This window comes from Streptomyces sp. NPDC002790 (assembly GCF_040295505.1).
In the GTDB taxonomy this organism is placed as follows: domain Bacteria; phylum Actinomycetota; class Actinomycetes; order Streptomycetales; family Streptomycetaceae; genus Streptomyces.
In genome coordinates, this window is record NZ_JBEOVM010000023.1 from 1 (window position 1) to 23,800 (window position 23,800).

Annotated in this window: 20 protein-coding genes; 17 read left to right on the forward strand and 3 right to left on the reverse strand. The window is 69.8% G+C overall.

The annotated features are described in order from the left end of the window. Nucleotides 1-216 precede the first annotated feature (216 nt). From ruvC to ABT004_RS13805, 8 genes are all read left to right on the forward strand, one after another. Complete coding sequence (ruvC, locus tag ABT004_RS13770; protein ID WP_351335466.1) at nt 217-771, forward strand: crossover junction endodeoxyribonuclease RuvC; 555 nt, start codon at nt 217-219, stop codon at nt 769-771. Then, nucleotides 768-1,379: a Holliday junction branch migration protein RuvA gene (gene ruvA, locus ABT004_RS13775; protein ID WP_351335469.1), complete on the forward strand. Its 612-nt coding sequence runs from the start codon at nt 768-770 to the stop codon at nt 1,377-1,379. Before ruvC ends, ruvA begins: the two co-directional genes overlap by 4 nt. Nucleotides 1,380-1,426: 47 nt before the next feature. Further along, on the forward strand, nt 1,427-2,521 hold the full coding sequence (gene ruvB, locus ABT004_RS13780; protein WP_351335471.1) for a Holliday junction branch migration DNA helicase RuvB: 1,095 nt from the start codon (nt 1,427-1,429) through the stop codon (nt 2,519-2,521). A 163-nt stretch (nt 2,522-2,684) separates the two neighbouring features. Continuing rightward, nucleotides 2,685-3,194, forward strand: coding sequence for a preprotein translocase subunit YajC (gene yajC / locus ABT004_RS13785; RefSeq protein ID WP_351335473.1), 510 nt, complete (start codon nt 2,685-2,687; stop codon nt 3,192-3,194). Between the two features lie 140 nt (nt 3,195-3,334). Further along, on the forward strand, nt 3,335-5,089 hold the full coding sequence (gene secD, locus ABT004_RS13790; protein ID WP_351335476.1) for a protein translocase subunit SecD: 1,755 nt from the start codon (nt 3,335-3,337) through the stop codon (nt 5,087-5,089). Between the two features lies 1 nt (nt 5,090). Further along, nucleotides 5,091-6,221, forward strand: coding sequence for a protein translocase subunit SecF (secF, locus tag ABT004_RS13795; RefSeq protein ID WP_351335479.1), 1,131 nt, complete (start codon nt 5,091-5,093; stop codon nt 6,219-6,221). 150 nt (nt 6,222-6,371) lie between these two features. Further along, a complete protein-coding gene (locus tag ABT004_RS13800) occupies nt 6,372-6,911 on the forward strand; it encodes an adenine phosphoribosyltransferase (RefSeq protein ID WP_351335481.1) in 540 nt (179 codons plus the stop codon). A gap of 170 nt (nt 6,912-7,081) precedes the next feature. Then, on the forward strand, nt 7,082-9,604 hold the full coding sequence (locus ABT004_RS13805) for a RelA/SpoT family protein (RefSeq protein WP_351335484.1): 2,523 nt from the start codon (nt 7,082-7,084) through the stop codon (nt 9,602-9,604). A gap of 155 nt (nt 9,605-9,759) precedes the next feature. Here the strand turns inward: ABT004_RS13805 and ABT004_RS13810 are convergent, their stop codons facing one another. Beyond that, nucleotides 9,760-10,992, reverse strand: coding sequence for a DUF349 domain-containing protein (locus ABT004_RS13810; RefSeq protein WP_351335486.1), 1,233 nt, complete (start codon nt 10,990-10,992; stop codon nt 9,760-9,762). Between the two features lie 202 nt (nt 10,993-11,194). After that, nucleotides 11,195-11,974: a peptidylprolyl isomerase gene (locus ABT004_RS13815; protein WP_351335489.1), complete on the reverse strand. Its 780-nt coding sequence runs from the start codon at nt 11,972-11,974 to the stop codon at nt 11,195-11,197. 151 nt (nt 11,975-12,125) lie between these two features. On the opposite strand from ABT004_RS13815, the gene ABT004_RS13820 reads away from it, so the two are divergent. The 5 genes from ABT004_RS13820 to rpsD all read left to right on the forward strand — a co-directional run bounded on the left by ABT004_RS13820 (nt 12,126) and on the right by rpsD (nt 17,332). After that, nucleotides 12,126-12,836: an MBL fold metallo-hydrolase gene (locus ABT004_RS13820; protein WP_351335492.1), complete on the forward strand. Its 711-nt coding sequence runs from the start codon at nt 12,126-12,128 to the stop codon at nt 12,834-12,836. 12 nt (nt 12,837-12,848) lie between these two features. Continuing rightward, nucleotides 12,849-14,111, forward strand: coding sequence for a histidine--tRNA ligase (gene hisS, locus ABT004_RS13825; RefSeq protein WP_351335495.1), 1,263 nt, complete (start codon nt 12,849-12,851; stop codon nt 14,109-14,111). 174 nt (nt 14,112-14,285) lie between these two features. Continuing rightward, nucleotides 14,286-14,927 (forward strand): vitamin K epoxide reductase family protein, encoded by a 642-nt coding sequence (locus ABT004_RS13830; protein ID WP_351335497.1) that lies wholly within the window; start codon nt 14,286-14,288, stop codon nt 14,925-14,927. Between the two features lie 60 nt (nt 14,928-14,987). Beyond that, a complete protein-coding gene (locus ABT004_RS13835) occupies nt 14,988-16,355 on the forward strand; it encodes a replication-associated recombination protein A (RefSeq protein WP_351335500.1) in 1,368 nt (455 codons plus the stop codon). Between the two features lie 362 nt (nt 16,356-16,717). Beyond that, nucleotides 16,718-17,332 carry a 30S ribosomal protein S4 gene (rpsD, locus tag ABT004_RS13840; RefSeq protein WP_351335503.1) on the forward strand — a complete coding sequence of 205 codons (615 nt, stop codon included), beginning with the start codon at nt 16,718-16,720 and terminating at the stop codon, nt 17,330-17,332. 39 nt (nt 17,333-17,371) lie between these two features. Here rpsD and ABT004_RS13845 read toward each other — a convergent pair whose 3' ends face one another. Further along, nucleotides 17,372-19,642: an ATP-binding protein gene (locus tag ABT004_RS13845; protein WP_351335505.1), complete on the reverse strand. Its 2,271-nt coding sequence runs from the start codon at nt 19,640-19,642 to the stop codon at nt 17,372-17,374. A 183-nt stretch (nt 19,643-19,825) separates the two neighbouring features. On the opposite strand from ABT004_RS13845, the gene ABT004_RS13850 reads away from it, so the two are divergent. Genes ABT004_RS13850 through ruvX form a run of 4 tightly spaced genes read left to right on the forward strand, consistent with a single transcriptional unit; the run spans nt 19,826 to nt 23,788 of the window. Further along, nucleotides 19,826-20,272: a DUF948 domain-containing protein gene (locus tag ABT004_RS13850; protein WP_351335507.1), complete on the forward strand. Its 447-nt coding sequence runs from the start codon at nt 19,826-19,828 to the stop codon at nt 20,270-20,272. Nucleotides 20,273-20,280: 8 nt separating this feature from the next. Next, nucleotides 20,281-20,652 carry a DUF6167 family protein gene (locus ABT004_RS13855; RefSeq protein WP_351335509.1) on the forward strand — a complete coding sequence of 124 codons (372 nt, stop codon included), beginning with the start codon at nt 20,281-20,283 and terminating at the stop codon, nt 20,650-20,652. After that, entirely contained in the window at nt 20,652-23,324 is a 2,673-nt protein-coding gene (gene alaS / locus ABT004_RS13860; RefSeq protein WP_351335512.1) for an alanine--tRNA ligase, read from the forward strand. Before ABT004_RS13855 ends, alaS begins: the two co-directional genes overlap by 1 nt. Then, a complete protein-coding gene (gene ruvX, locus ABT004_RS13865) occupies nt 23,324-23,788 on the forward strand; it encodes a Holliday junction resolvase RuvX (RefSeq protein ID WP_351335514.1) in 465 nt (154 codons plus the stop codon). The genes alaS and ruvX overlap by 1 nt, the downstream gene beginning before the upstream one ends. Nucleotides 23,789-23,800: the final 12 nt, after the last annotated feature.

Genomic DNA, 23,800 nt, shown 5'->3' on the forward strand with positions numbered 1-23,800 from the left:
TGGGGGGGGGCAGGGGCGCAAACAACCCAAACTACACAACAGAGCCCCACCCCCCAACCACCCCCCCCCCCCCCGCGCTCTGGCCTACGCCCCCCCCCCCCCGCGCCACCCCCGGGGGGCGGGGCACACCCGCCCCCCCGGCCCGCCGTCGTTGTCGGTGGCAGCGGATAGCCTGGAGGGCGTTCGAAGATCACTCGCAGTCGGGAGGGGGCGCGCATGCGTGTACTGGGGGTCGACCCAGGGCTCACCCGCTGCGGTGTCGGCGTGGTCGAGGGGATCGCGGGGCGGCCGCTGACGATGTGCGGCGTCGGCGTCGTCCGGACGCCAGCGGACGCCGAGTTGGGGCACCGCCTCGTCGCCATCGAGCAGGGCATCGAGCAGTGGCTCGACGAGCACAGGCCTGAAGTCCTCGCCGTGGAGCGGGTGTTCAGTCAGCACAACGTGAGTACGGTGATGGGCACCGCCCAGGCCAGCGCCGTCGCCATGCTGTGCGCCTCGCGCCGCGGCATCCCCGTGGCCCTGCACACGCCCAGCGAGGTCAAGGCCGCCGTCACCGGCACGGGCCGCGCCGACAAGGCGCAGGTGGGCGCCATGGTGACGCGTCTGTTGAGGCTCGACGCACCGCCCAAGCCGGCCGACGCCGCCGACGCGCTCGCCCTCGCCATCTGCCACATCTGGCGCGCCCCCGCGCAGAACCGACTCCAGCACGCCGTGGCACAGCACGCCTCCCGCTCCTCCCGCCCCTCCACCGTGAAAGGCCGTACCGCATGATCGCCTTCGTCAGCGGCCCCGTCGCCGCCCTCGCCCCCGACGCCGCGGTGGTCGAGGTGGGCGGTGTCGGCATGGCCCTCCAGTGCACGCCGAACACGCTGTCCACGCTGCGGATCGGCCAGCAGGCCAAGCTCTCCACCTCGCTCGTCGTGCGTGAGGACTCGCTCACCCTGTACGGCTTCGCGGACGACGACGAGAAGCAGACGTTCGAGCTGCTGCAGACGGCGAGCGGCGTCGGCCCGCGCCTCGCGCAGGCGATGCTCGCGGTGCACAGCCCGGACGCGCTGCGCAGAGCCGTCTCCACGGGTGACGAGAAGTCGCTCACGGCCGTCCCCGGCATCGGCAAGAAGGGCGCCCAGAAGCTGCTCCTCGAGCTGAAGGACCGGCTCGGCGCACCCGTCGGCACAGGTGGCCCCGCCATCGGTACAGCCGTCGCCGGCGGCTGGCGCGAGCAGCTGCACGCCGCGCTGATCGGCCTCGGCTACGCCACCCGCGAGGCCGACGAGGCGGTCGACGCGGTCGCCCCGCAGGCCGAGGCCGCGGAGGGCACCCCGCAGGTGGGGCAGCTGCTGAAGGCGGCCCTGCAGACGCTCAACCGCACCCGCTAGCCGACCGGCCCACCACCCGCACCCACCCGTAACGCGAGGCACCACACATGAACTGGGACGAGACCACCGACGACGCCGCGACGCCGCAGGCCGACCGGCCCGCCGCGGAGCGTCTTGTGGACTCCGTCGCCGACGGTGAGGACCAGGCCGTAGAAGCGGCCCTGCGCCCCAAGGACCTGGGCGAGTTCATCGGCCAGGAGAAGGTCAGGGAGCAGCTCGACCTGGTCCTGCGCGCCGCCCGCGCGCGTGGCGCCACGGCCGACCACGTCCTGCTCTCCGGCGCCCCCGGCCTCGGCAAGACCACCCTGTCCATGATCATCGCGGCCGAGATGGGCGCCCCGATCCGGATCACCAGCGGCCCCGCGATCCAGCACGCGGGCGACCTCGCGGCGATCCTCTCCTCGCTCCAGGAGGGCGAGGTCCTCTTCCTCGACGAGATCCACCGGATGTCGCGGCCCGCCGAGGAGATGCTCTACATGGCGATGGAGGACTTCCGGGTCGACGTCATCGTCGGCAAGGGCCCGGGCGCCACCGCCATCCCGCTGGAGCTGCCGCCCTTCACCCTCGTCGGCGCGACCACGCGCGCGGGGCTGCTGCCGCCGCCGCTGCGCGACCGCTTCGGCTTCACCGCGCACATGGAGTTCTACGAGCCCGCCGAGCTGGAGCGGGTGATCCACCGCTCGGCGAGCCTCCTCGACGTGGAGATCGACACGGCGGGCGCCGCCGAGATCGCCGGACGCGCCCGCGGCACGCCCCGTATCGCCAACCGCCTGCTGCGCCGCGTCCGCGACTACGCGCAGGTCAAGGCCGACGGGCAGATCACCAGGGACATCGCGTCCGCCGCGCTCAGCGTCTACGAAGTGGACGGCCGCGGCCTCGACCGCCTGGACCGCGCCGTCCTTGAAGCCCTGCTCAAGCTGTTCAGCGGCGGACCTGTGGGGCTTTCGACACTCGCCGTCGCCGTGGGGGAGGAGCGTGAGACGGTGGAAGAGGTCGCCGAGCCCTTCCTCGTCAGAGAGGGACTCCTGGCGCGTACCCCCAGGGGACGCGTGGCGACTCCCGCCGCGTGGGCCCACCTGGGACTGACCGCACCCCAAGGCAGACCTGGGGCGGGCGGACAAGCGGGCCTCTTCGGGGCATGACGCCACGCGTGGTCGCCGGGGCTGGAACCCCGGTGCCATGCTGAGCGTTGTTCCCACAGTGCGGACTCGCTTAGACTCCGCCGACGTCGCCTATACGACGGCGTATACCCCATCATCGACAAGGCCGCCTCCTTTCGCGGTCGTATGAAGGAAGTTCCTACCCGTGAGTCCTGTGACACTCCTCCCGTTCGTCGTGCTCATCGGGGCCATGTTCCTGATGACCCGGTCTGCCAAGAAGAAGCAGAAGCAGGCCGCGGACATGCGCAATGAGATGCAGCCCGGTTCCGGCGTCCGCACGATCGGGGGCATGTACGGCACGGTCAAGGAGGTCCACGATGACGCGGTCCTTCTCGACGCCGGCCCCGGCGTGCACCTCATGTTCGCGAAGAACGCCATCGGCGCCGTGCTCTCCGATGACGAGTACAACCGCATCGTTCACGGCGAGGAAGTCGTTGATGATGACGAACTGACCAACGGCGCCGTCGTGCCGGACGACGCGTCCTCCCTCACCGAGACCGATGAGGCCGCCGCCGCTGACGACTCGCGCATCGACCTCGGCAAGAAGGACGAGCCTGCCGAGGACGTGGAGGTCGACCAGGCCGAGGACGTGAAGGCTGACAAGGCCGACGACGTCGAGGTGAAGAAGACCGACGGCGAGTCCGACGCGAAGTAGTACGGCCGGAACCGTGGGGCGTCCGCTCGATGTGCCCTGCGGTTCCTGTTCGTGCGTGACGCGCGCGGACTCTCGACCATTTCATGGCCGCCCGGGCACCCAACCCCGATGCAGGGCGGATGGAGAGGGAGTACGAGAAGGTGGCCACACCTAGCAAGAGCCGAGGGGCAGGTGCCCAGTCGAAGCCGGGGCGCGCCCTGGGCCTGATCGTGATCATCATGGTCGCGCTCGTCGGGGGGATGTTCGCCTCCGGCACGTTCACCCCGCGCCTTGGTATCGACCTCGCGGGCGGCACCAGCATCACGCTGGAGGCCAAGAACGAGCCGGGCAAGCCCAACGCGATCAACAAGACCAACATGGACACGGCGGCGGACATCATCAACCGCCGTGTCAACGGCATGGGTGTCTCCGAGGCCGAGGTCCAGACGCAGGGCAAGAGCAACATCATCGTCAACATCCCGCGAGGGACGAACGAGAAGCAGGCCCGCGAGCAGGTCGGCACGACCGCGCAGCTCTACTTCCGTCCGGTGCTCACGATGACCACCGGTCAGCCGACCGGCAAGGGCGACACGTCGGCCACCCCGTCCCCGAGCGCCTCGACCGGCGACAAGGCGTCCGACAAGACCACCGGCTCGGACAAGGCGACCGACAAGTCGACGGTCACGCCGTCCCCGACCGCCACGACGCAGGGCCGCCCCGTCACCGACAGCCTCAAGGCCGACGCGACGCCGAGCGCCTCCGCGAAGACCGGCGAGGACGCCCAGGCGACCCCCAGCGCCAGCACCGACCCGGCGACCGCCGCGCTGCAGAAGAAGTTCACGCAGCTCGACTGCACCGACAAGGCGGCCCGCACCAAGATCAACGAGGGTGCGAAGTCCTCCGACCCGATCATTGCCTGCGGTCAGAGCCAGGGGCAGTGGCAGAAGTACGTTCTCGGCCCGTCCGAGGTCGGCGGCAAGGACGTCAAGAAGTCCCAGGCGACCATCAACCAGCAGTCCGGCCAGTGGGTCGTGAACATGGAGTTCACGGGCGCGGGCTCGAAGAAGTTCGCCGCGACGACGGGCAAGCTCAAGAGCCAGCAGTCGCCGATGAACCAGTTCGCCATCGTGCTCGACGGCGACGTGGTCTCCGCACCCAGTGTCAGCTCGACCCTGAGCCAGAACGCCGAGATCTCCGGCTCCTTCACCCAGGAGTCCGCCCAGGACCTCGCGAACGTGCTGTCCTACGGCGCCCTGCCGCTGACCTTCCACGAGCAGAGCGTCACCTCGGTGACCGCCGCGCTCGGCGGTGAGCAGCTCGACGCCGGTCTGATCGCGGGCGCCATCGGCCTCGCGCTGGTCATCATCTACCTGGTGGTCTACTACCGGGGCCTGTCGGTCATCGCCCTCGCCTCGCTGCTCACCTCCGGCATCCTCACGTACACCCTGATGACGCTGCTCGGCCCGGCCATCGGCTTCGCGCTGAACCTGCCGGCCGTCTGTGGTGCCATCGTGGCCATCGGTATCACCGCGGACTCGTTCATCGTGTACTTCGAGCGAATCCGGGACGAGATCAGAGAGGGGCGCTCCGTGCGTCCCGCGGTGGAGCGTGCCTGGCCGCGGGCCCGACGCACCATCCTCGTCTCCGACTTCGTGTCGTTCCTCGCGGCCGCGGTGCTGTACATCGTGACCGTCGGCAAGGTGCAGGGCTTCGCGTTCACACTCGGCCTGACCACCCTCCTCGACGTCGTCGTGGTCTTCCTCTTCACGAAGCCGCTGATGACGCTCCTGGCCCGCACCAAGTTCTTCACGGGCGGGCACAAGTGGTCCGGCCTCGACCCGAAGCGCCTCGGCGTGCAGCCTCCGCTGCGTCGCACCCGCCGCGCCACCCGCCCTGTCGACCCGAAGGAGGCGTGAGATGTCGAAGCTCGGCAATCTCGGCGCCAGGCTGTACCGAGGTGAGGTCGGTTACGACTTCATCGGCAAGCGAATGATCTGGTACGGCGTCTCGATCCTCATCACCATCACGGCCATCGTCGGCCTCGGGGTGCGCGGCCTGAACATGGGCATCGAGTTCGAGGGCGGCGCGATCTTCACGACGCCCAAGACCAGCGTCTCGGCCAACAAGGCCGAGGAGTACGCGGCGAAGGCCTCCGGCCACGAGGCGCTCGTCCAGGAGCTCGGCTCGGGCGGTCTGCGCATTCAGGTCGCGGGCGTCGACACCGGCAAGTCGGACCAGATCAAGGCCGAGCTGTCCAAGGACATGGACATCAAGGCCGACGACATCAACGCCGACCTGGTGGGCCCCAGTTGGGGCGCCTCGATCGCCAACAAGGCGTGGCAGGGCCTGGCCGTCTTCATGGTCCTCGTCGTGATCTATCTGGCGATCGCCTTCGAGTGGCGCATGGCGCTCGCGGCCCTCGTCGCGCTCATCCACGACATCACGATCACCGTCGGGATCTACGCCCTCGTGGGCTTCGAGGTCACGCAGGGCACGGTGATCGGTCTGTTGACCATCCTTGGCTATTCGCTCTACGACACGGTCGTCGTCTTCGACTCGCTCAAGGAACAGACGAAGGGCCTGGAGAAGCAGACCCGCTTCACGTACAGCGAGGTCGCCAACCGGTCGATCAACAGCACCCTGGTCCGCTCGATCAACACCACGATCGTGGCGCTCCTCCCGGTCGGCGGCCTGCTGTTCATCGGCGGCGGCTTCCTCGGCGCGGGCATGCTGAACGACATCTCGCTGTCGCTCTTCGTGGGCCTCGCCGCCGGTGCGTACTCGTCGATCTTCATCGCCACTCCGCTGGTCGCCGACCTCAAGGAGCGCGAGCCGAAGATGAAGGCGCTCAGGAAGCGGGTGCTCGCCAAGCGGGCCGCCGCCGCGGCCAAGGCCGAGGAGCCGGCGGTCGTGGGGCACCAGGCGGGCGGCACCCAGGCCGGCCCGGCGGAGGACGTTCCTTCGGACGCCGCTCCCGCGGGCGCGGGACCGCGCAACCAGCCGGCCCGTAACCGCGGCCGCGGCCGCCCCTCGGGCAAGCGCCGCTGACGCGGTCCGTCACCGTCGCCACAAGGGCGCCAGGAGCCGTCGAGGCCCTGGCGCCCTTCGCGTGCGGCGCCCGCGGAGACTGTCGCGACTTCGGCGACTGCTACGGTTGGCGGGTTGAAAATCGCCTGACACACACGCTGAGGTGCAGAAATGACCGACATCAAGGAGCTGCTCCTCAGCCGCATCCGTGATGTGCAGGACTATCCGGAGCCCGGCGTCCTGTTCAAGGACATCACCCCGCTGCTCGCGGACCCGGCGGCCTTCACGGCCCTCACCGACACACTCGCGGAGCTCTGCGTCCGCCACGGCGCCACGAAGGTCGTCGGCCTGGAGGCGCGCGGCTTCATCCTGGGCGCCCCCGTCGCGATCCGCGCGGGCCTCGGCTTCATCCCCGTACGCAAGGCGGGCAAGCTCCCCGGTGCGACGCTCACGCAGTCGTACGACCTGGAGTACGGATCCGCCGAGATCGAGGTGCACGCCGAGGACCTCGGCGCCGACGACCGCGTCATGGTGATCGACGACGTGCTGGCCACCGGCGGCACCGCCGAGGCCGCGGTGCATCTGATCCGCCGCGCGGGCGCCGAGGTCGCGGGCTGCGCCGTCCTCATGGAGCTGGGCTTTCTCCCGGGCCGGGGGCGACTGGAATCCGCCCTTCAGGGTGCGCCCCTCGATGCCCTGCTCGTGGTGTAAAGCCGCAGGCCACAGCCTTGGAGGTGGGCTCGGAGGAATCCGGTGCCCGCCTCTGGTGTTTCACCAGTACGAAGGCGTACCAGCAGCCCAGGGCGAGCCGAGCGCGCCGGATCGATACCATGGGCTCTCCGGGACCTGAACGGGGGACCCGTCGCGCACGAGGAGCGCCGTTGCCAGACGAGGCCAAGCCACTCTCCGCCGCCACGCATGACGAACAGGCCACGCGCGCCGCGGCTCCTTCCGGCACGCCCGAGAAGGACGCGAAGACGGCGAAGCCCGCGCCGCCGAGCGCCAAGGCGGCCGAGCAGCCACGCACCAAGCCCCCCGCCAACCAGCCGCGCGCCACACCCCCGCCGGCGATCCGTGCGGCCTCGAACCAGCCGGCCGCGCGCTCCGGCTCCTCCAACCGCGTCCGCGCCCGCCTGGCCCGCCTCGGCGTGCAGCGTTCGAACCCGTACAACCCGGTCCTGGAGCCGCTGCTGCGGATAGTGCGCAGCAACGACCCGAAGATCGAGACGTCCACGCTGCGCCAGGTCGAGCGCGCCTACCAGGTCGCGGAGCGCTGGCACCGCGGTCAGAAGCGCAAGAGCGGCGACCCGTACATCACGCACCCGCTCGCGGTGACGACGATCCTCGCCGAGCTGGGCATGGACCCCGCGACGCTGATGGCGGGCCTGCTGCACGACACGGTCGAGGACACCGAGTACGGCCTGGACACCCTCAAGCGCGACTTCGGCGACCAGGTCGCGCTGCTCGTCGACGGCGTCACCAAGCTGGACAAGGTCAAGTTCGGCGAGGCCGCGCAGGCCGAGACGGTGCGCAAGATGGTCGTCGCGATGGCCAAGGACCCGCGCGTCCTGGTCATCAAGCTCGCCGACCGCCTGCACAACATGCGCACCATGCGCTACCTCAAGCGCGAGAAGCAGGAGAAGAAGGCCCGCGAGACGCTGGAGATCTACGCTCCGCTGGCGCACCGCCTGGGCATGAACACCATCAAGTGGGAGCTGGAGGACCTCGCCTTCGCGATCCTCTACCCCAAGATGTACGACGAGATCGTGCGGCTCGTGGCCGAGCGCGCGCCCAAGCGCGACGAGTACCTGGCCATAGTGACCGACGAGGTGCAGAGCGACCTGCGCGCTGCCCGCATCAAGGCGACCGTCACAGGGCGCCCGAAGCACTACTACAGCGTCTACCAGAAGATGATCGTCCGTGGCCGTGACTTCGCGGAGATCTACGACCTGGTGGGCATCCGCGTCCTTGTCGACACGGTTCGGGACTGTTACGCCGCTCTCGGTACGGTCCACGCGCGATGGAACCCGGTCCCCGGCCGGTTCAAGGACTACATCGCGATGCCCAAGTTCAACATGTACCAGTCGCTGCACACGACGGTGATCGGCCCCAACGGCAAGCCTGTTGAGCTCCAGATCCGTACGTTCGACATGCACCGCCGCGCCGAGTACGGCATCGCCGCGCACTGGAAGTACAAGCAGGAGCCCTCCGCCGGAGCCTCCAAGGTGCGCACCGACGCGCCCAAGTCGTCCGGCAAGGGCAAGGACGACCACCTCAACGACATGGCGTGGCTGCGCCAGTTGCTCGACTGGCAGAAGGAGACCGAGGACCCGGGCGAGTTCCTGGAGTCCCTGCGCTTCGACCTGTCGCGCAACGAGGTCTTCGTGTTCACGCCGAAGGGCGACGTCATAGCGCTCCCGGCCGGGGCGACGCCGGTGGACTTCTCGTACGCGGTCCACACGGAGGTCGGCCACCGCACCATAGGAGCACGCGTCAACGGACGCCTGGTGCCCCTCGAATCGACCCTGGACAACGGCGACTTGGTGGAGGTCTTCACCTCCAAGGCCGAGGGCGCGGGTCCGTCCCGCGACTGGCTCGGCTTCGTCAAGTCGCCGCGCGCGCGCAACAAGATCCGGGCCTGGTTCTCCAAGGAGCGCCGCGACGAGGCGATCGAGCAGGGCAAGGACGCCATCGTCCGCGCCATGCGCAAGCAGAACCTGCCGATCCAGCGGATCCTCACCGGGGACTCGCTCGTCACGCTCGCGCACGAGATGCGCTACCCGGACATCTCGTCCCTGTACGCCGCCATCGGCGAGGGGCATGTCACGGCGCAGTCCGTCGTGCAGAAGCTCGTGCAGGCGCTCGGTGGCGAGGAGGCGGCCAACGAGGACATCGCGGAGAGCGCACCGCCCTCGCGCGGCCGCTCCAAGCGCCGCTCGAACGCCGACCCGGGCGTGGTGGTCAAGGGCGTCGACGACGTCTGGGTGAAGCTGGCGCGCTGCTGCACCCCGGTGCCCGGCGACCCGATCATCGGCTTCGTCACGCGCGGCAGCGGCGTATCGGTTCACCGCAGCGACTGCGTCAACGTGGACTCGCTGTCCCGCGAGCCTGAGCGCATCCTCGAGGTCGAGTGGGCGCCCACGCAGTCGTCCGTCTTCCTGGTCGCCATACAGGTCGAGGCCCTCGACCGCTCGCGGCTGCTGTCGGACGTGACCCGGGTCCTGTCGGACCAGCACGTGAACATCCTGTCCGCGGCGGTACAGACGTCCCGCGACCGGGTGGCCACGTCCCGCTTCACATTCGAGATGGGCGACCCGAAGCACCTGGGCCACGTCCTCAAGGCGGTCAGGGGCGTCGAGGGCGTCTACGACGTGTACCGGGTGACGTCGGCGCGCCGGCCCTGATCAAGCCTCACGGCTCAAGCCCCTGCGGCGGGTGGGCATTTCAAGCCCCGCTCTTGGACGAGAGCCCGCGGGGTCCGGGGCGGAGCCCCGAGACGTGAGAACGGCCCCCGAGTCGATACTCGGGGGCCGTTCTCACGTTGCCGCATCGGGCCCGGCTACCCCCCGAACTCGTGCAACCCCTTCACGGCCTGGTCAAGAAGCGCCTGACGACCGTCCAGTTCCCGCTGAAGCTTGTCCGCCTTGGAGCTGTTCCCCTGTGCACGGGCCTGCTCAACCTGACCGCTCAGCTTGTCGACCGCCGCCTGCAACTGGCCGGTGAGGCCCTCCGCACGCGCGCGTGCCTCAGGGTTCGTGCGACGCCACTCCGCTTCCTCGGACTCCTGGAGGGCCCGCTCCACGGTGTGCATCCGGCCCTCGACCTTCGGGCGGGCGTCCCGCGGGACGTGACCGATGGCCTCCCACCGCTCGTTGATCGAGCGGAACGCGGCACGTGCCGACTTCAGATCCTCGATCGGCAGCAGCTTCTCGGCCTCGTCGGCGAGCACCTCCTTGAGCTTGAGGTTCTCGCCCTGCTCGGCGTCGCGCTCGGCGAACACCGCACTGCGGGCCGCGAAGAAGACATCCTGGGCGCCGCGGAAGCGGTTCCACAGGTCGTCCTCGTGCTCACGCTGCGCGCGGCCCGCGGCCTTCCAGTCCGTCATCAGGTCGCGGTAACGGGCCGCCGTGGCGCCCCAGTCCGTCGAGTTCGACAGCGACTCGGCCTCCGTGACCAGCTTCTCCTTGGTCTTGCGGGCCTCCTCGCGCTGCGCGTCAAGGGACGCGAAGTGGGCCTTGCGGCGCTTGGAGAACGCCGAGCGGGCGTGCGAGAAGCGGTGCCACAGCTCGTCGTCCGACTTGCGGTCCAGGCGCGGCAGACCCTTCCAGGTGTCCACAAGCGCGCGCAGCCGCTCGCCGGCCGCCCGCCACTGCTCGGACTGGGCCAGCTCCTCCGCCTCGACGACCAGCGCCTCCTTGGAGTGCCGCGCCTCGTCGGACTGCTTGGCCTTCTGGACCTTGCGCTCCTCGCGGCGCGCCTCGACGCTCTCCACCAGCTTGTCGAGCCGCTTGCCGAGCGCTTCCAGGTCGCCGATCGCGTGGGCGTCCGTGACCTGCGCGCGCAGATGCTCGATCGCCGTCATGGCGTCCTTGGCCGACAGGTCGGTCGTCTTCACCCGGCGTTCGAGGAGCCCGATCTCGACGACCAGGCCGTCGTACTTGCGCTTGAAGTAGGCCAGAGCCTCGTCGGGAGACCCCGCCTTCCACGAACCGACCTCTCGCTCGCCGCCGTCGGCCGTACGCACGTACACGGTCCCCGTCTCGTCGACGCGGCCCCACGGGTCGCTGCTCACAGCGCCTCCTCCACATGATGCCTGCGCGGGGCTCAGCACCCCTGGGCATCGTCCACAGTTTCCTGGCGGGCCCGGCCCGCCCTCCACAACGCGGCTCGAATCCGCGCCGCTCGAAGCCAATCTAGGCGACCGGCCACCCCACTGTCCGCACTCAGCGCGGCTCAATTCCGTGCCTACGCGCGCGTGGGGCGGCCCTGTGGCCTCACTCCTTGGTGACCGTGGCCTTGCTGATCTTGACGGCCTTCTTCGGCGCCCCGTCCTCCGAGCCGCCGGTGACGCCCTTCGCGGCGACGTCCTTGACGACCTTGAGGCCCTTCGCGTCCATCGTGCCGACGGGCGTGTACGTAGGCGTCAGCTTGCTGTCCTTGTAGACGAGGAAGAACTGGCTGCCGCCGGAGTCGGGCTGCCCGGTGTTCGCCATCGCGACCGTGCCCGCCTTGTAGGTCACCGAGCCGTCCTTGGCGGGCTTGCCGAGCCCGTCCAGGTTCTCGTCGGGGACCGTGTAGCCGGGGCCGCCCGCACCGGTGCCCTCGGGGTCGCCGCACTGCAGGACGTAGATGCCCTTGGTGGTGAGGCGGTGGCACTTCGTCCCGTCGAAGAAGCCCTTGTCCGCGAGGTGCTTGAACGAGTTCACGGTGTGCGGGGTCTTCGCCGCGTCCATGGCGACCGTGATGTCGCCGGCGCTCGTCTTGAAGGCCATGTCGTACGCGGCCTTCTTGTCGATCGCCATCTTGGGCTCCGACGCCTTCTTGCTCGCGGAGGGCGACGGGCTGGTCGCCGCGTCCGAGGTGTCCTTCTTGCCGTCACCGCTGAAGGCCCCGGCGGCGTACGCGCCGCCCGTGCCGAGGACGGCCACCGCGAGCACGGCGGCGATCACGGTGTTGCGGGTGCGCGCCTTGCGTCGAGCGGACTCGCGCCGCTGCTGCTGGCGCAGGAACTTCTCCCGGGCGAGCTGACGCTGCCGCTGATCCTTGCTGACCACCGGGTCTTCTCCTCGTACGTCTCGTGACCTTCAGGGGCCCCTGATAGTGCCCCGTACCGTATATGGGTTCGCTGTGGATTCGGCCGCGCCGGTAGGCTCTGATCCGCCGCATTCTGTTTGGACGACTTTCCACGACATACGAAGGACGATTGTGCTGATTGCCGGGTTCCCCGCAGGAGCCTGGGGCACCAACTGTTATCTGGTTGCCCCCGCCGCGGGTGAGGAGTGCGTGATCATCGACCCCGGCCACCAGGCCGCCCAGGGAGTCGAGGAAGCGCTCAAGAAGCACCGCCTCAAGCCGGTGGCGGTCGTCCTCACGCACGGGCACATCGACCATGTCGCCTCGGTCGTCCCGGTCTGCGGGGCGCACGACGTCCCGGCCTGGATCCACCCCGACGACCGCTACATGATGAGCGACCCGGAGAAGGGCATCGGCCGCTCCATCGGCATGCCGCTGATGGGCGAGCTGACCGTGGGGGAGCCGGACGACGTGCGGGAGCTGTCCGACGGCGCACAGTTGAAGCTCGCCGGGCTCGACTTCGGCGTCGCGCACGCGCCGGGCCATACCAAGGGGTCGGTGACCTTTCAGATGCCCGAGGCGGCGGACATCCCGTCCGTCTTCTTCTCGGGCGATCTGCTCTTCGCCGGCTCCATCGGACGCACCGACATGCCCGGTGGCTCCATGGACGACATGCTCGAATCGCTGGGCCGTGTGTGCCTGCCGCTCGACGACTCGACCGTGGTGCTGTCAGGACACGGCTCCCAGACGACCATCGGCCAGGAGCGCGCCACCAACCCGTATCTGCGGCAGGTGGCCGCCGGCCAGGGATCCTCCACCGAGGCTCCCCGACGAGGAATGTGACGAGAACCTCCCGTGAGTACCTTCCAGGCCCCCAAGGGCACCTACGACCTGCTTCCGCCGGACTCCGCGACGTATCTCGCGGTCCGCGAGGCGATCTCCGCCCCGCTGCGGAACTCCGGCTACGGCTACATCGAGACGCCCGGCTTTGAGAACGTCGAGCTCTTCGCGCGCGGTGTCGGCGAATCCACGGACATCGTCACCAAGGAGATGTACGCCTTCGAGACCAAGGGCGGCGACAGGCTCGCGCTGCGCCCCGAGGGCACCGCGTCCGTGCTGCGTGCCGCGCTGGAGGCCAACCTCCACAAGGCGGGCAACCTCCCGGTCAAGCTCTGGTACTCGGGCTCGTACTACCGCTACGAGCGCCCCCAGAAGGGCCGTTACCGGCACTTCTCCCAGGTGGGCGCGGAGGCGATCGGCGTCGAGGACCCGGCCCTGGACGCCGAGTTGATCATCCTGGCCGACCAGGCGTACCGCTCGCTCGGCCTGCGCGACTTCCGCGTCCTGCTCAACTCGCTCGGTGACAAGGAGTGCCGTCCCGTCTACCGGACTGCGCTCCAGGACTTCCTGCGCGGCCTCGACCTCGACGAGGACACGCTGCGCCGCGCCGACATCAACCCGCTGCGCGTCCTCGACGACAAGCGGCCCGACGTGCAGAAGCAGCTCACGGACGCGCCGCTGCTGCGCGACTACCTGTGCGACGCGTGCAAGGCGTACCACGCGCAGGTGCGCGAGCTGCTGACCGCCGAGGGCGTCGCCTTCGAGGACGACGAGAAGCTGGTCCGCGGTCTGGACTACTACACGCGTACGACCTTCGAGTTCGTCCACGACGGACTCGGCTCGCAGTCCGCGGTCGGCGGCGGCGGCCGCTACGACGGCCTGTCCGAGATGATCGGCGGCCCCTCGCTCCCGTCGGTCGGCTGGGCGCTGGGTGTGGACCGTACGGTCCTGGCCCTCGAGGCGGAGGGCGTCGCGCTCGAACTGCCCGCCACCACCAGCGTGTTCGCGGTGCCGCTCGGCGACGAGGCGCGGCGCGTGCTGTTCGCCAAGGTGACCGAGTTGCGCAAGGCCGGGGTCTCGGCGGACTTCTCCTTCGGCGGCAAGGGCCTCAAGGGCGCCATGAAGAACGCCAATCGGTCGGGCGCGCGGTTCACGCTCGTCGCCGGTGAGCGGGATCTGGCCGAGGGCGTCGTGCAGCTCAAGGACATGGAGTCGGGCGAGCAGGACGCCGTCGCGGTCGACGAGATCGTGAACGTGCTCACCGCGAAGCTGAAGTAGGCCGATTTACACAGTTGATGTTCGAGCCCCCGGAACAGGTTTCCGGGGGCTCGAACAATTTGGCCCCCTGAGGCGTACATGCTTATGCCCAACGAACGGTGGACTCAGGGGCCGGTGCGGCAGAATGAGCACGACCGCAGCACCCACTCGCGTACTCACCTACGGATCGGCGTGATGAGCAAGACGACGACAGTAAGCGACACCGTCTCCCGTGACGTCGGTGGCGACCCCGCACCGCGATCCGTCGGCGGCAGCCGGGCTTTCGGGCTGCTTCTGGTGATCACGGGGGCGGCCGGACTGCTCGCCGCGTGGATCATCACGCTCGACAAGCTCAAGCTGGCCGAGGACCCGAACTTCACGCCGGGCTGCTCCCTGAACCCGGTCATCTCCTGCGGCAACATCATGAAGAGCGAGCAGGCGACGGCCTTCGGCTTCCCGAACCCGTGGCTCGGCCTCGTCACCTACGCCATCGTGATCGGCGTCGGCATGAGCCTGCTGGCCCGCGCGCGGTTCCCGCGCTGGTACTGGCTGACCTTCAACTTCGGCTGCCTCTTCGGCGTCGGATTCGTGACCTGGCTGCAGTTCCAGTCCCTGTACCGGATCAACGCGCTGTGCCTGTGGTGCAGCCTCGCCTGGGTCGCCACGATCCTGATGTTCTGGTACGTCACGTCGTTCAACTTCCGCAACGGCTTCCTGCCGGCGCCACGCCCGGTCAAGACGTTCTTCGAGGACTTCACCTGGGCCCTGCCGGTGCTGCACATCGGCATCCTCGTCGTACTGATCTTCACGCGCTGGGGCTCCAGCCTCTGGGCCTGAGCGGCCCGGCACCGACCGGCGCCCGCGGCGTTGTCAGTGGCGTGACTTAGGGTTCTGATCGTGGAACCCGATCTGTTCACCGCCGCAGCCGAAGACCGCCAGGAGAAGGACCCGACCGCGAGCCCCCTGGCCGTCCGGATGCGCCCGCGCACCCTCGACGAGGTCGTCGGGCAGCAGCACCTGCTCAAGCAGGGCTCGCCGCTGCGCCGTCTCGTCGGGGAGGGCGGATCCGGCCCCGCGGGCGCCTCCTCGGTGATCCTCTGGGGCCCGCCGGGCATCGGCAAGACGACGCTCGCGTACGTGGTGTCCAAGGCGACGAACAAGCGGTTCGTGGAGCTGTCCGCGATCACCTCGGGCGTCAAGGAAGTGCGCGCCGTCATCGAGGGCGCCCGGCGCGCGATGGGCGGGCACGGCAAGGAGACCGTCCTCTTCCTCGACGAGATCCACCGCTTCAGCAAGGCCCAGCAGGACTCCCTGCTGCCCGCCGTCGAGAACCGCTGGGTGACGCTGATCGCGGCGACCACGGAGAACCCGTACTTCTCGGTGATCTCCCCGCTGCTGTCCCGATCCCTCCTGCTCACCCTCGAATCGCTCACCGATGACGACCTGCGCGGACTGCTCGCGCGGGCGCTCACCGAGGAGCGCGGCCTCGCCGGCGCGGTGACGCTCGCCGAGGACGCGGAGGGGCACATCCTGCGGGTGGCCGGCGGCGACGCCCGGCGCGCGCTCACCGCCCTGGAGGCGGCGGCCGGAGCGGCCATCGCCAAGGGCGAGGAGACCATCACCCTCGAAAGCGTCGAGGAGTCGGTCAACCGCGCGGCGGTGACCTACGACCGGGACGGGGACCAGCACTACGACGTGGCGAGCGCCCTCATCAAGTCCATCCGCGGTTCGGACGTGGACGCGGCGCTGCACTACCTGGCCCGCATGATCGAGGCCGGCGAGGACCCCCGCTTCATCGCCCGCCGCCTGATGATCTCCGCGAGCGAGGACATCGGCCTCGCCGATCCGACGGCCCTGCCGACCGCCGTCGCCGCCGCCCAGGCCGTCGCGATGATCGGCTTCCCGGAGGCGGCGCTCACCCTGAGCCACGCGACCATCGCCCTCGCCCTGGCCCCGAAGTCGAACGCGGCGACGACGGCGATCGGTGCCGCCATGGAGGACGTACGCAAGGGCCTGGCAGGACCCGTGCCGCCGCACCTGCGCGACGGGCACTACAAGGGCGCCGCCAAGCTGGGCCACGCGCAGGGCTATGTGTACCCGCACGATGTGCCCGGCGGGATCGCCGCCCAGCAGTACGCGCCGGACGCGATAGCGGGCCGCCGCTACTACCAGCCGACGCGCTACGGGGCGGAGGCCCGGTACGCGGACGTGGTGGAGCGGGTCCGCGAGCGGCTCGGGGGCCCTGGCGGCGAGGGGTCCGACTGATCCGGTAGACTGCCCCGAAGTGCTGTGTCCCGTGTCCGGCATCCCGAAAGGGAGACCGGCACCACCAGAGCGGGACATCAAGCCGGATCCCCCGAACCGTGCGGTCTCCGCACGGCACAGGAGATCCAGGAGCGTCGCGCACCGTCGAAGGTGTCGCGGGCAGCCCACCACCAGCCCGGCCCGCAAGGGCCCGGGGCCCGGTCGGTGGGCCACTCGCGTGCTGCACGTATGTGCCCAGACCTGGGAGCGGCTGCCTGCCGACCGTCCGCAAGGACAGCGGTGGGTTTCCCGGGCTGCGGATTGCGACCTCCCCGACCCCTGGTGAAGCCGTATTCGCATCAGAAACACGAGGTGTTTGGTTCATGCCGAACCAGTCCCGCCCCAAGGTCAAGAAGTCGCGTGCCCTCGGCATCGCGCTCACCCCGAAGGCTGTCAAGTACTTCGAGGCCCGCCCCTACCCGCCGGGCGAGCACGGCCGTGGCCGCAAGCAGAACTCGGACTACAAGGTCCGTCTGCTCGAGAAGCAGCGTCTGCGCGCGCAGTACGACCTGAGCGAGAAGCAGATGGCGCGCGCCTACGACCGCGCCAAGAAGGCCGAAGGCAAGACCGGCGAGGCCCTGGTCATCGAGCTCGAGCGTCGTCTCGACGCCCTGGTTCTGCGTTCGGGCATCGCCCGCACGATCTACCAGGCCCGTCAGATGGTCGGCCACGGCCACATCGAGGTCAACGGCCAGAAGGTCGACAAGCCGTCGTTCCGTGTCCGTCCCGACGACGTCGTGATGGTCCGCGAGCGCAGCCGCAACAAGCCGCTGTTCCAGGTCGCGCGTGAGGGTGGCTTCGCCCCCGACGGCGAGACCCCGCGTTACCTCCAGGTGAACCTGAAGGCTCTGGCCTTCCGCCTGGACCGTGACCCGAACCGCAAGGAGATCCCCGTGATCTGCGACGAGCAGCTCGTCGTCGAGTACTACGCCCGCTGATCTCCCTCACCGGAGAGCGGACGTAGTCCCACCTGCGTTTCAGCCCGCCGTCTCGCCGCCCTTCCAGGTGTGCGAGGCGGCGGGTTCGCGTGTGTCCCGGGCCGGTTCCGCAGGGCGCGCCGGATGCGGCACCGCTGGCGCCGGGCGCTGGCCCCGGCCGCGGCTCAGCGCGCGCGTCACCGCCTCGTCGTGCTCCAACTGCTCGCCCGAGCGCAGGAGTTCGGCGAATCGGGCGTCGCCGAGCACCTGCCGCGCCCGCGCCTCGCACAGCTCGTGCGGCCTGTTGTAGTGCACCGAGCCGAACAGCGGCAGCCCCACTGAGGACCACATCCGGGCAGCCGCCCCCTGCAGCACCGCGGCCTCGACGGCGTCCCCCTCCTCGACCGTGACCAGGGCCAGCAGCTCCATCGACAGCACCGTGCCCAGCAGATCGTGGAACTCGTGCCCGATCGCCAGGCACGCGTCGAGCATGTGCCGGGCCTGCGCGTAATCGGCCTCCGCCCACCGCGCGTATGCCAGCACATAGAGCGCGTACGCGAGGGTCCAGCGCTCCCCGTGGTCCTCGCACACCTGCTGGACATCCGCGCACAGCGCGACGGCCTCCGTCAGATCGCCCTGGAAGGCGAGCGCCATCGCCAACTCGACCTGGCCCATCAGTACGTTGCTGTTGAGCTCGCCGAGCTCCCGGTAGCCGGCCAGCGCGGTGCGCAGCAGGTCCTCGGCGCGCGGCAAGTCGTCGGTGACCAGGCCCAGGCAACCGGTGCGGTGCAGCGCGTACGCGAGCGCCGTCGCGTCGCCGGAGCGCTCCGCCTCCTCGCGGCACTCCTGCAGCGCGGCGAGCGCGGGCACCGTGTCACCTTGCAGGATCGCCACGTAGCCGAGCACCCACAGCGCCTTGAGGCGCGAGGCCTTGTACTCCCCGTGCTCCCTGTGTTCCCCGTGCTCCAAGTCCTCTTCGACGAGGCCGGGGGGGACGTCACCGTCGTCGAACTCGACGTCCAGGCCGACGCTGCGGTCCAGCCAGTGCCGTCCCTCGGCGAGCCGCCCGCAGCCCGCCCAGTAGAACCAGAGCGTGCCCGCCAGGTACTGGCCCAGGTGCGTCTCGCCCGGTTCGGTCAGGCAGTGTTCGAGGGCCGCCCGCAGATTCGGCAGCTCCGTCTCGATCCGGGCCGCCAACTCGCCCTGCCGCGGCGAGAACCAGTCCAGCTCGCACCAGGTGGCCAGGCCCATGTACCAGTCGCGGTGCATGCGCCGCATCCGGCGGCCGTCGCCCAGGCTGTCCAGCCACTCGGCCCCGTACGCGCGCACCGTGTCGAGCATCCGGTAGCGGGCCTCGCCCCGTGCCTCCTCGCGGACGACCACGGACTGCGCGAGCAGCTCGTCGAGGACGTCGACGATGTCGTCCGCGGGCAGGCCCGCGCCGCCACAGACGTACTCCGCCGCCTCCAGGTCGAACGAGCCTGAGAACACCGAAAGGCGCGCCCACAGCAACCGCTCCTGGGGCGCGCACAGTTCATGGCTCCAGCCGATCGTGGTGCGCAGCGTCTGATGGCGCGGCAGCGCATCCCTGCCGCCGCCCCTGAGCAGCCGGAACCGGTCGTCGAGCCGCTCCATCAGCTGCGCAGGCGACAGCACCCGCAGCCGCCCGGCCGCGAGTTCCACCGCGAGCGGCAGACAGTCGAGGTGCCGGCACACCTCCAGTACGTCGATCATCGTGCGCCCGTCGAGCCGGAACCCGGGCAGCAGCGACCCGGCCCGGTCCTCGAACAGCTCCGCCGCGTCCGTCGGTGTCAGTGGCGCCAGGGGGAACACCCGCTCCCCGTCGATGGCGAGCGGCCTGCGGCCCACCGCGATCACCCGAAGGCCCGGTGCGGCGCGCAGCAGGTCGCGTATGAGGGAGGCGCACGCGTCGACGAGGTGTTCGAACCCGTCGAGCACGAGCACCAGCCGACGCTCGGCGAGGTGGTCCACCAGGACCTGGCGGGGAGCGCGGGTGGTGTGGTCGGTGAGGCCGAGGGCCTCGGCGAGCGTGTACTCGACGAGCTCCGGCAGCCGCACGGTCGCCAGCTCCACCCGCCACACCCCGTCGGGGCGCAGGGACCGCGGGACCCGAGCGGCGCCGTGGGCGGCGAAGCGGGACTTGCCGACACCGCCGACCCCGGTGACCGTGACCAGGCGGCCCGACTCCAGGGCCGCTGTCAGCGCCGCGAGTTCGGCGGCGCGGCCGATGAAACGATTGAGTTCGTGGGGGAGGTTGCCGGGTTGTGGGGGACCGGCGGGGACATCTGTGGGGCGCGAAGTGCGTCGCATGGGGCACAGAGCGTACTCAGGCGTGCGCGGTCCGTACAATCACTCTCCCGAATGTCCACCGCTCGGGACGCGAATGCGGTACGGAGCGCGGGGTCGGGCGCGATAGGCTCGGGGGACGACTTTTTGATGTTCAGCGGCTGTGCGTTCATACAGCTTTCGTACCGAGCTAGGGAGCGGTGCCACGTGTCCGGTGGAGAGGTTGCCGGGATTCTGGTGGCTGTCTTCTGGGCGATCCTGGTCTCCTTCCTCGCGGTGGCGCTCGTGAGGCTGGCCCAGACGCTCAGGGCCACCACCAAGCTGGTCGCGGACGTGACCGAACAGGCCGTCCCGCTGCTCGCCGACGCCTCCTCCGCGGTGCGCTCCGCGCAGACCCAGATCGACCGTGTCGACTCGATCGCCTCGGACGTCCAGGAAGTCACGTCGAACGCGTCGGCGCTCTCCTCCACCGTGGCCTCCACCTTCGGCGGCCCGCTGGTCAAGGTGGCCGCGTTCGGCTACGGAGTGCGCCGGGCCATCGGTGGCCGGGGCAAGGACGCGCCCGCCAAGGAGCCGCGCCGTACCGTGATCGTGGGGCGTTCGTTCCCCGAGGCGCGGCGGGCCAAGCGGGCCAACCGGAACAAGAGGGACTGACCGAAGACATGTTCCGCCGTACGTTCTGGTTCACCGCGGGCGCAGCCGCCGGCGTATGGGCCACCACCAAGGTCAACCGCAAGATCAAGCAGCTGACGCCGGAGAGCCTCGCGGCCCAGGCGGCCAACAAGGCGGTCGAAGCGGGCCACAAGCTCAAGGACTTCGCTCTCGACGTCCGCGACAACATGGCCGAACGCGAGGCCGAACTGGGCGACGCCCTCGGCATCAACGAGCAGCCGGATCCCGCGGAGCTGCCGCAGCGCCGCTTCGCGGTCATCCAGAACCCGTTCAGCCAGAAGACGTTGAACACGAACACCAAGCAACCCAAGTACCTCGAGAACACCAGGTACTCGATCAACAATCGGAATGAGGACCACTGATGGAGTCGGCTGAAATCCGTCGCCGCTGGCTGAGCTTCTTCGAGGAGCGTGGCCACAAGGTCGTGCCCTCGGCGTCGCTCATCGCGGACGACCCGACTCTGCTGCTCGTTCCCGCGGGCATGGTCCCGTTCAAGCCCTACTTCCTGGGTGAGGTCAAGCCGCCAGCGCCGCGCGCCACCTCCGTCCAGAAGTGCGTGCGCACGCCGGACATCGAAGAGGTCGGCAAGACCACGCGGCACGGCACGTTCTTCCAGATGTGCGGCAATTTCTCCTTCGGCGACTACTTCAAGGAAGGCGCCATCAAGTACGCCTGGGAGCTGCTCACCAGCTCCGTGGCGGACGGTGGTTACGGCCTGGAGCCGGAGAAGCTCTGGGTCACCGTCTACCTCGACGACGACGAGGCCGAGCGCATCTGGCACGAGGTCGTCGGCGTACCGAAGGAGCGCATCCAGCGCCTGGGCAAGGCCGACAACTACTGGTCCATGGGCGTCCCCGGCCCCTGCGGCCCGTGCTCCGAGATCAATTACGACCGCGGCCCCGAGTTCGGCGAAGAGGGCGGCCCGGCGGTCAACGACGAGCGTTACGTGGAGATCTGGAACCTGGTCTTCATGCAGTACGAGCGCGGTCCGGGCACCGGCAAGGACGACTTCGAGATCCTCGGCGACCTGCCGTCGCAGAACATCGACACGGGTCTCGGCCTCGAACGCCTCGCGATGATCCTGCAGGGCGTACAGAACATGTACGAGACCGACACCCTGCGCGTCGTCATGGACAAGGCCACCGAACTCACCGGTGTCCAGTACGGCCACAAGCACGACACCGACGTCTCGATGCGTGTGGTCGCCGACCACATGCGCACCTCCGTGATGCTCATCGGTGACGGCGTCACCCCCGGCAACGAGGGCCGCGGCTACGTGCTGCGCCGCATCATGCGCCGCGCCATCCGCAACATGCGCCTCATGGGCGCCACCGGCCCGGTCGTCCAGGACCTCGTCGACATCGTGGTCGACACGATGGGGCAGCAGTACCCGGAGCTGATCTCCGACCGCAAGCGCATCGAGACGGTCGCGCTCGCCGAGGAGGCCGCGTTCCTCAAGGCCCTCAAGGGCGGCACGAACATCCTGGACACCGCCGTCACCGAGACGAAGGCCGCGGGCAAGTCGGTCCTCGCCGGCGACAAGGCGTTCCTGCTCCACGACACGTGGGGCTTCCCGATCGACCTCACCCTGGAGATGGCCGCCGAGCAGGGCCTGTCCGTGGACGAGGACGGCTTCCGGCGCCTGATGAAGGAGCAGCGGGAGCGCGCCAAGGCGGACGCTCAGGCCAAGAAGACGGGCCACGTCAACGTCGGCGCGTACCGCGAGATCGCCGACGCCGCGGGTGCCACGGACTTCATCGGCTACGCGTCGACCGAGGGCGAGTCCCGCGTCGTCGGCCTGCTGGTGAACGGCGTCTCCTCGCCGGCCGCCACCGAGGGCGACGAGGTGGAGGTCGTGCTCGACCGCACCCCGTTCTACGCCGAGGGCGGTGGCCAGATCGGCGACACCGGCCGCATCAAGCTGGACAACGGCGCGGTCATCGAGATCCGCGACTGCCAGAAGCCGGTCCCCGGCGTGTACGTCCACAAGGGCGTCGTGCAGGTCGGCGAGGTGACCGTCGGCGCCCCGGCGCAGGCGATCATCGACGTGGCCCGCCGCCGCGCCATCGCCCGCGCCCACTCCGCGACGCACCTCACGCACCAGGCGCTGCGCGACGCGCTCGGCCCGACGGCCGCGCAGGCCGGTTCGGAGAACCAGCCGGGCCGCTTCCGCTTCGACTTCGGTTCGCCGTCCGCCGTGCCCACGGCCGTGATGACGGACGTCGAGCAGAAGATCAACGAAGTCCTCGCGCACGAGCTCGACGTGCAGGCCGAGGTCATGTCGATCGACGAGGCCAAGAAGCAGGGCGCCATCGCCGAGTTCGGCGAGAAGTACGGCGAGCGGGTCCGCGTCGTCACCATCGGCGACTTCTCCAAGGAACTGTGCGGCGGCACGCACGTGCACAACACCGCCCAGCTGGGTCTGGTGAAGCTGCTCGGCGAGTCCTCCATCGGCTCCGGCGTGCGCCGCATCGAGGCCCTCGTCGGCGTCGACGCGTACAGCTTCCTCGCCAAGGAGCACACGGTCGTCGCCCAGCTCCAGGAGCTGATCAAGGGCCGCTCCGAGGAGCTGCCCGACAAGGTCTCCGCGATGCTCGGCAAGCTCAAGGACGCCGAGAAGGAGATCGAGAAGTTCCGCGCGGAGAAGGTCCTCCAGGCCGCCGCCGGTCTCGCCGACTCCGCCAAGGACGTCCGCGGCGTCGCCGTGGTCACCGGCCAGGTCCCGGACGGCACATCCGCCGACGACCTGCGCAAGCTGGTCCTCGACGTGCGCGGCCGTATCCAGGGCGGCCGCCCCGCGGTCGTCGCCCTCTTCACCACGGCGAACGGCAAGCCGCTCACGGTCATCGCCACCAACGACGCCGCGCGCGACCGGGGCCTCAAGGCCGGCGACCTGGTCCGTACGGCCGCGAAGACCCTCGGCGGCGGTGGCGGCGGCAAGCCGGACGTCGCGCAGGGTGGCGGCCAGAACCCGGCCGCGATCGGCGAGGCCGTCGAAGCCGTCGAGCGCCTCGTCGCGGAGACCGCGAACTGATGCGCCGAGGCCGCCGCCTGTCGATCGACGTCGGGGACGCCCGGATCGGGGTCGCGTCCTGCGACCCCGACGGAATCCTCGCGACGCCGGTGGAGACCGTGCCGGGACGCGACGTCCCGGCCGCCCACCGGCGGCTGCGCCAGATCGCCGAGGAGTACGAGCCGATCGAGATCGTCGTCGGACTCCCTCGCTCCCTCAAGGGCGGCGAGGGCCCGGCGGCAGCCAAGGTCCGCGGCTTCGCCCAGGAACTCGCCCGGGGCGTGGCACCCGTTCCAGTGAGACTTCTCGACGAGAGGATGACCACAGTGACGGCGAGTCAGGGCCTGCGGGCCAGCGGTGTTAAGTCCAAAAAGGGCCGCTCTGTCATCGACCAGGCGGCCGCCGTCATCATCCTCCAGCAGGCTCTGGAGTCCGAACGGGCGTCAGGAAACCCCCCTGGCGAGGGCGTCGAAGTGGTTGTCTGATCGCGATACGGT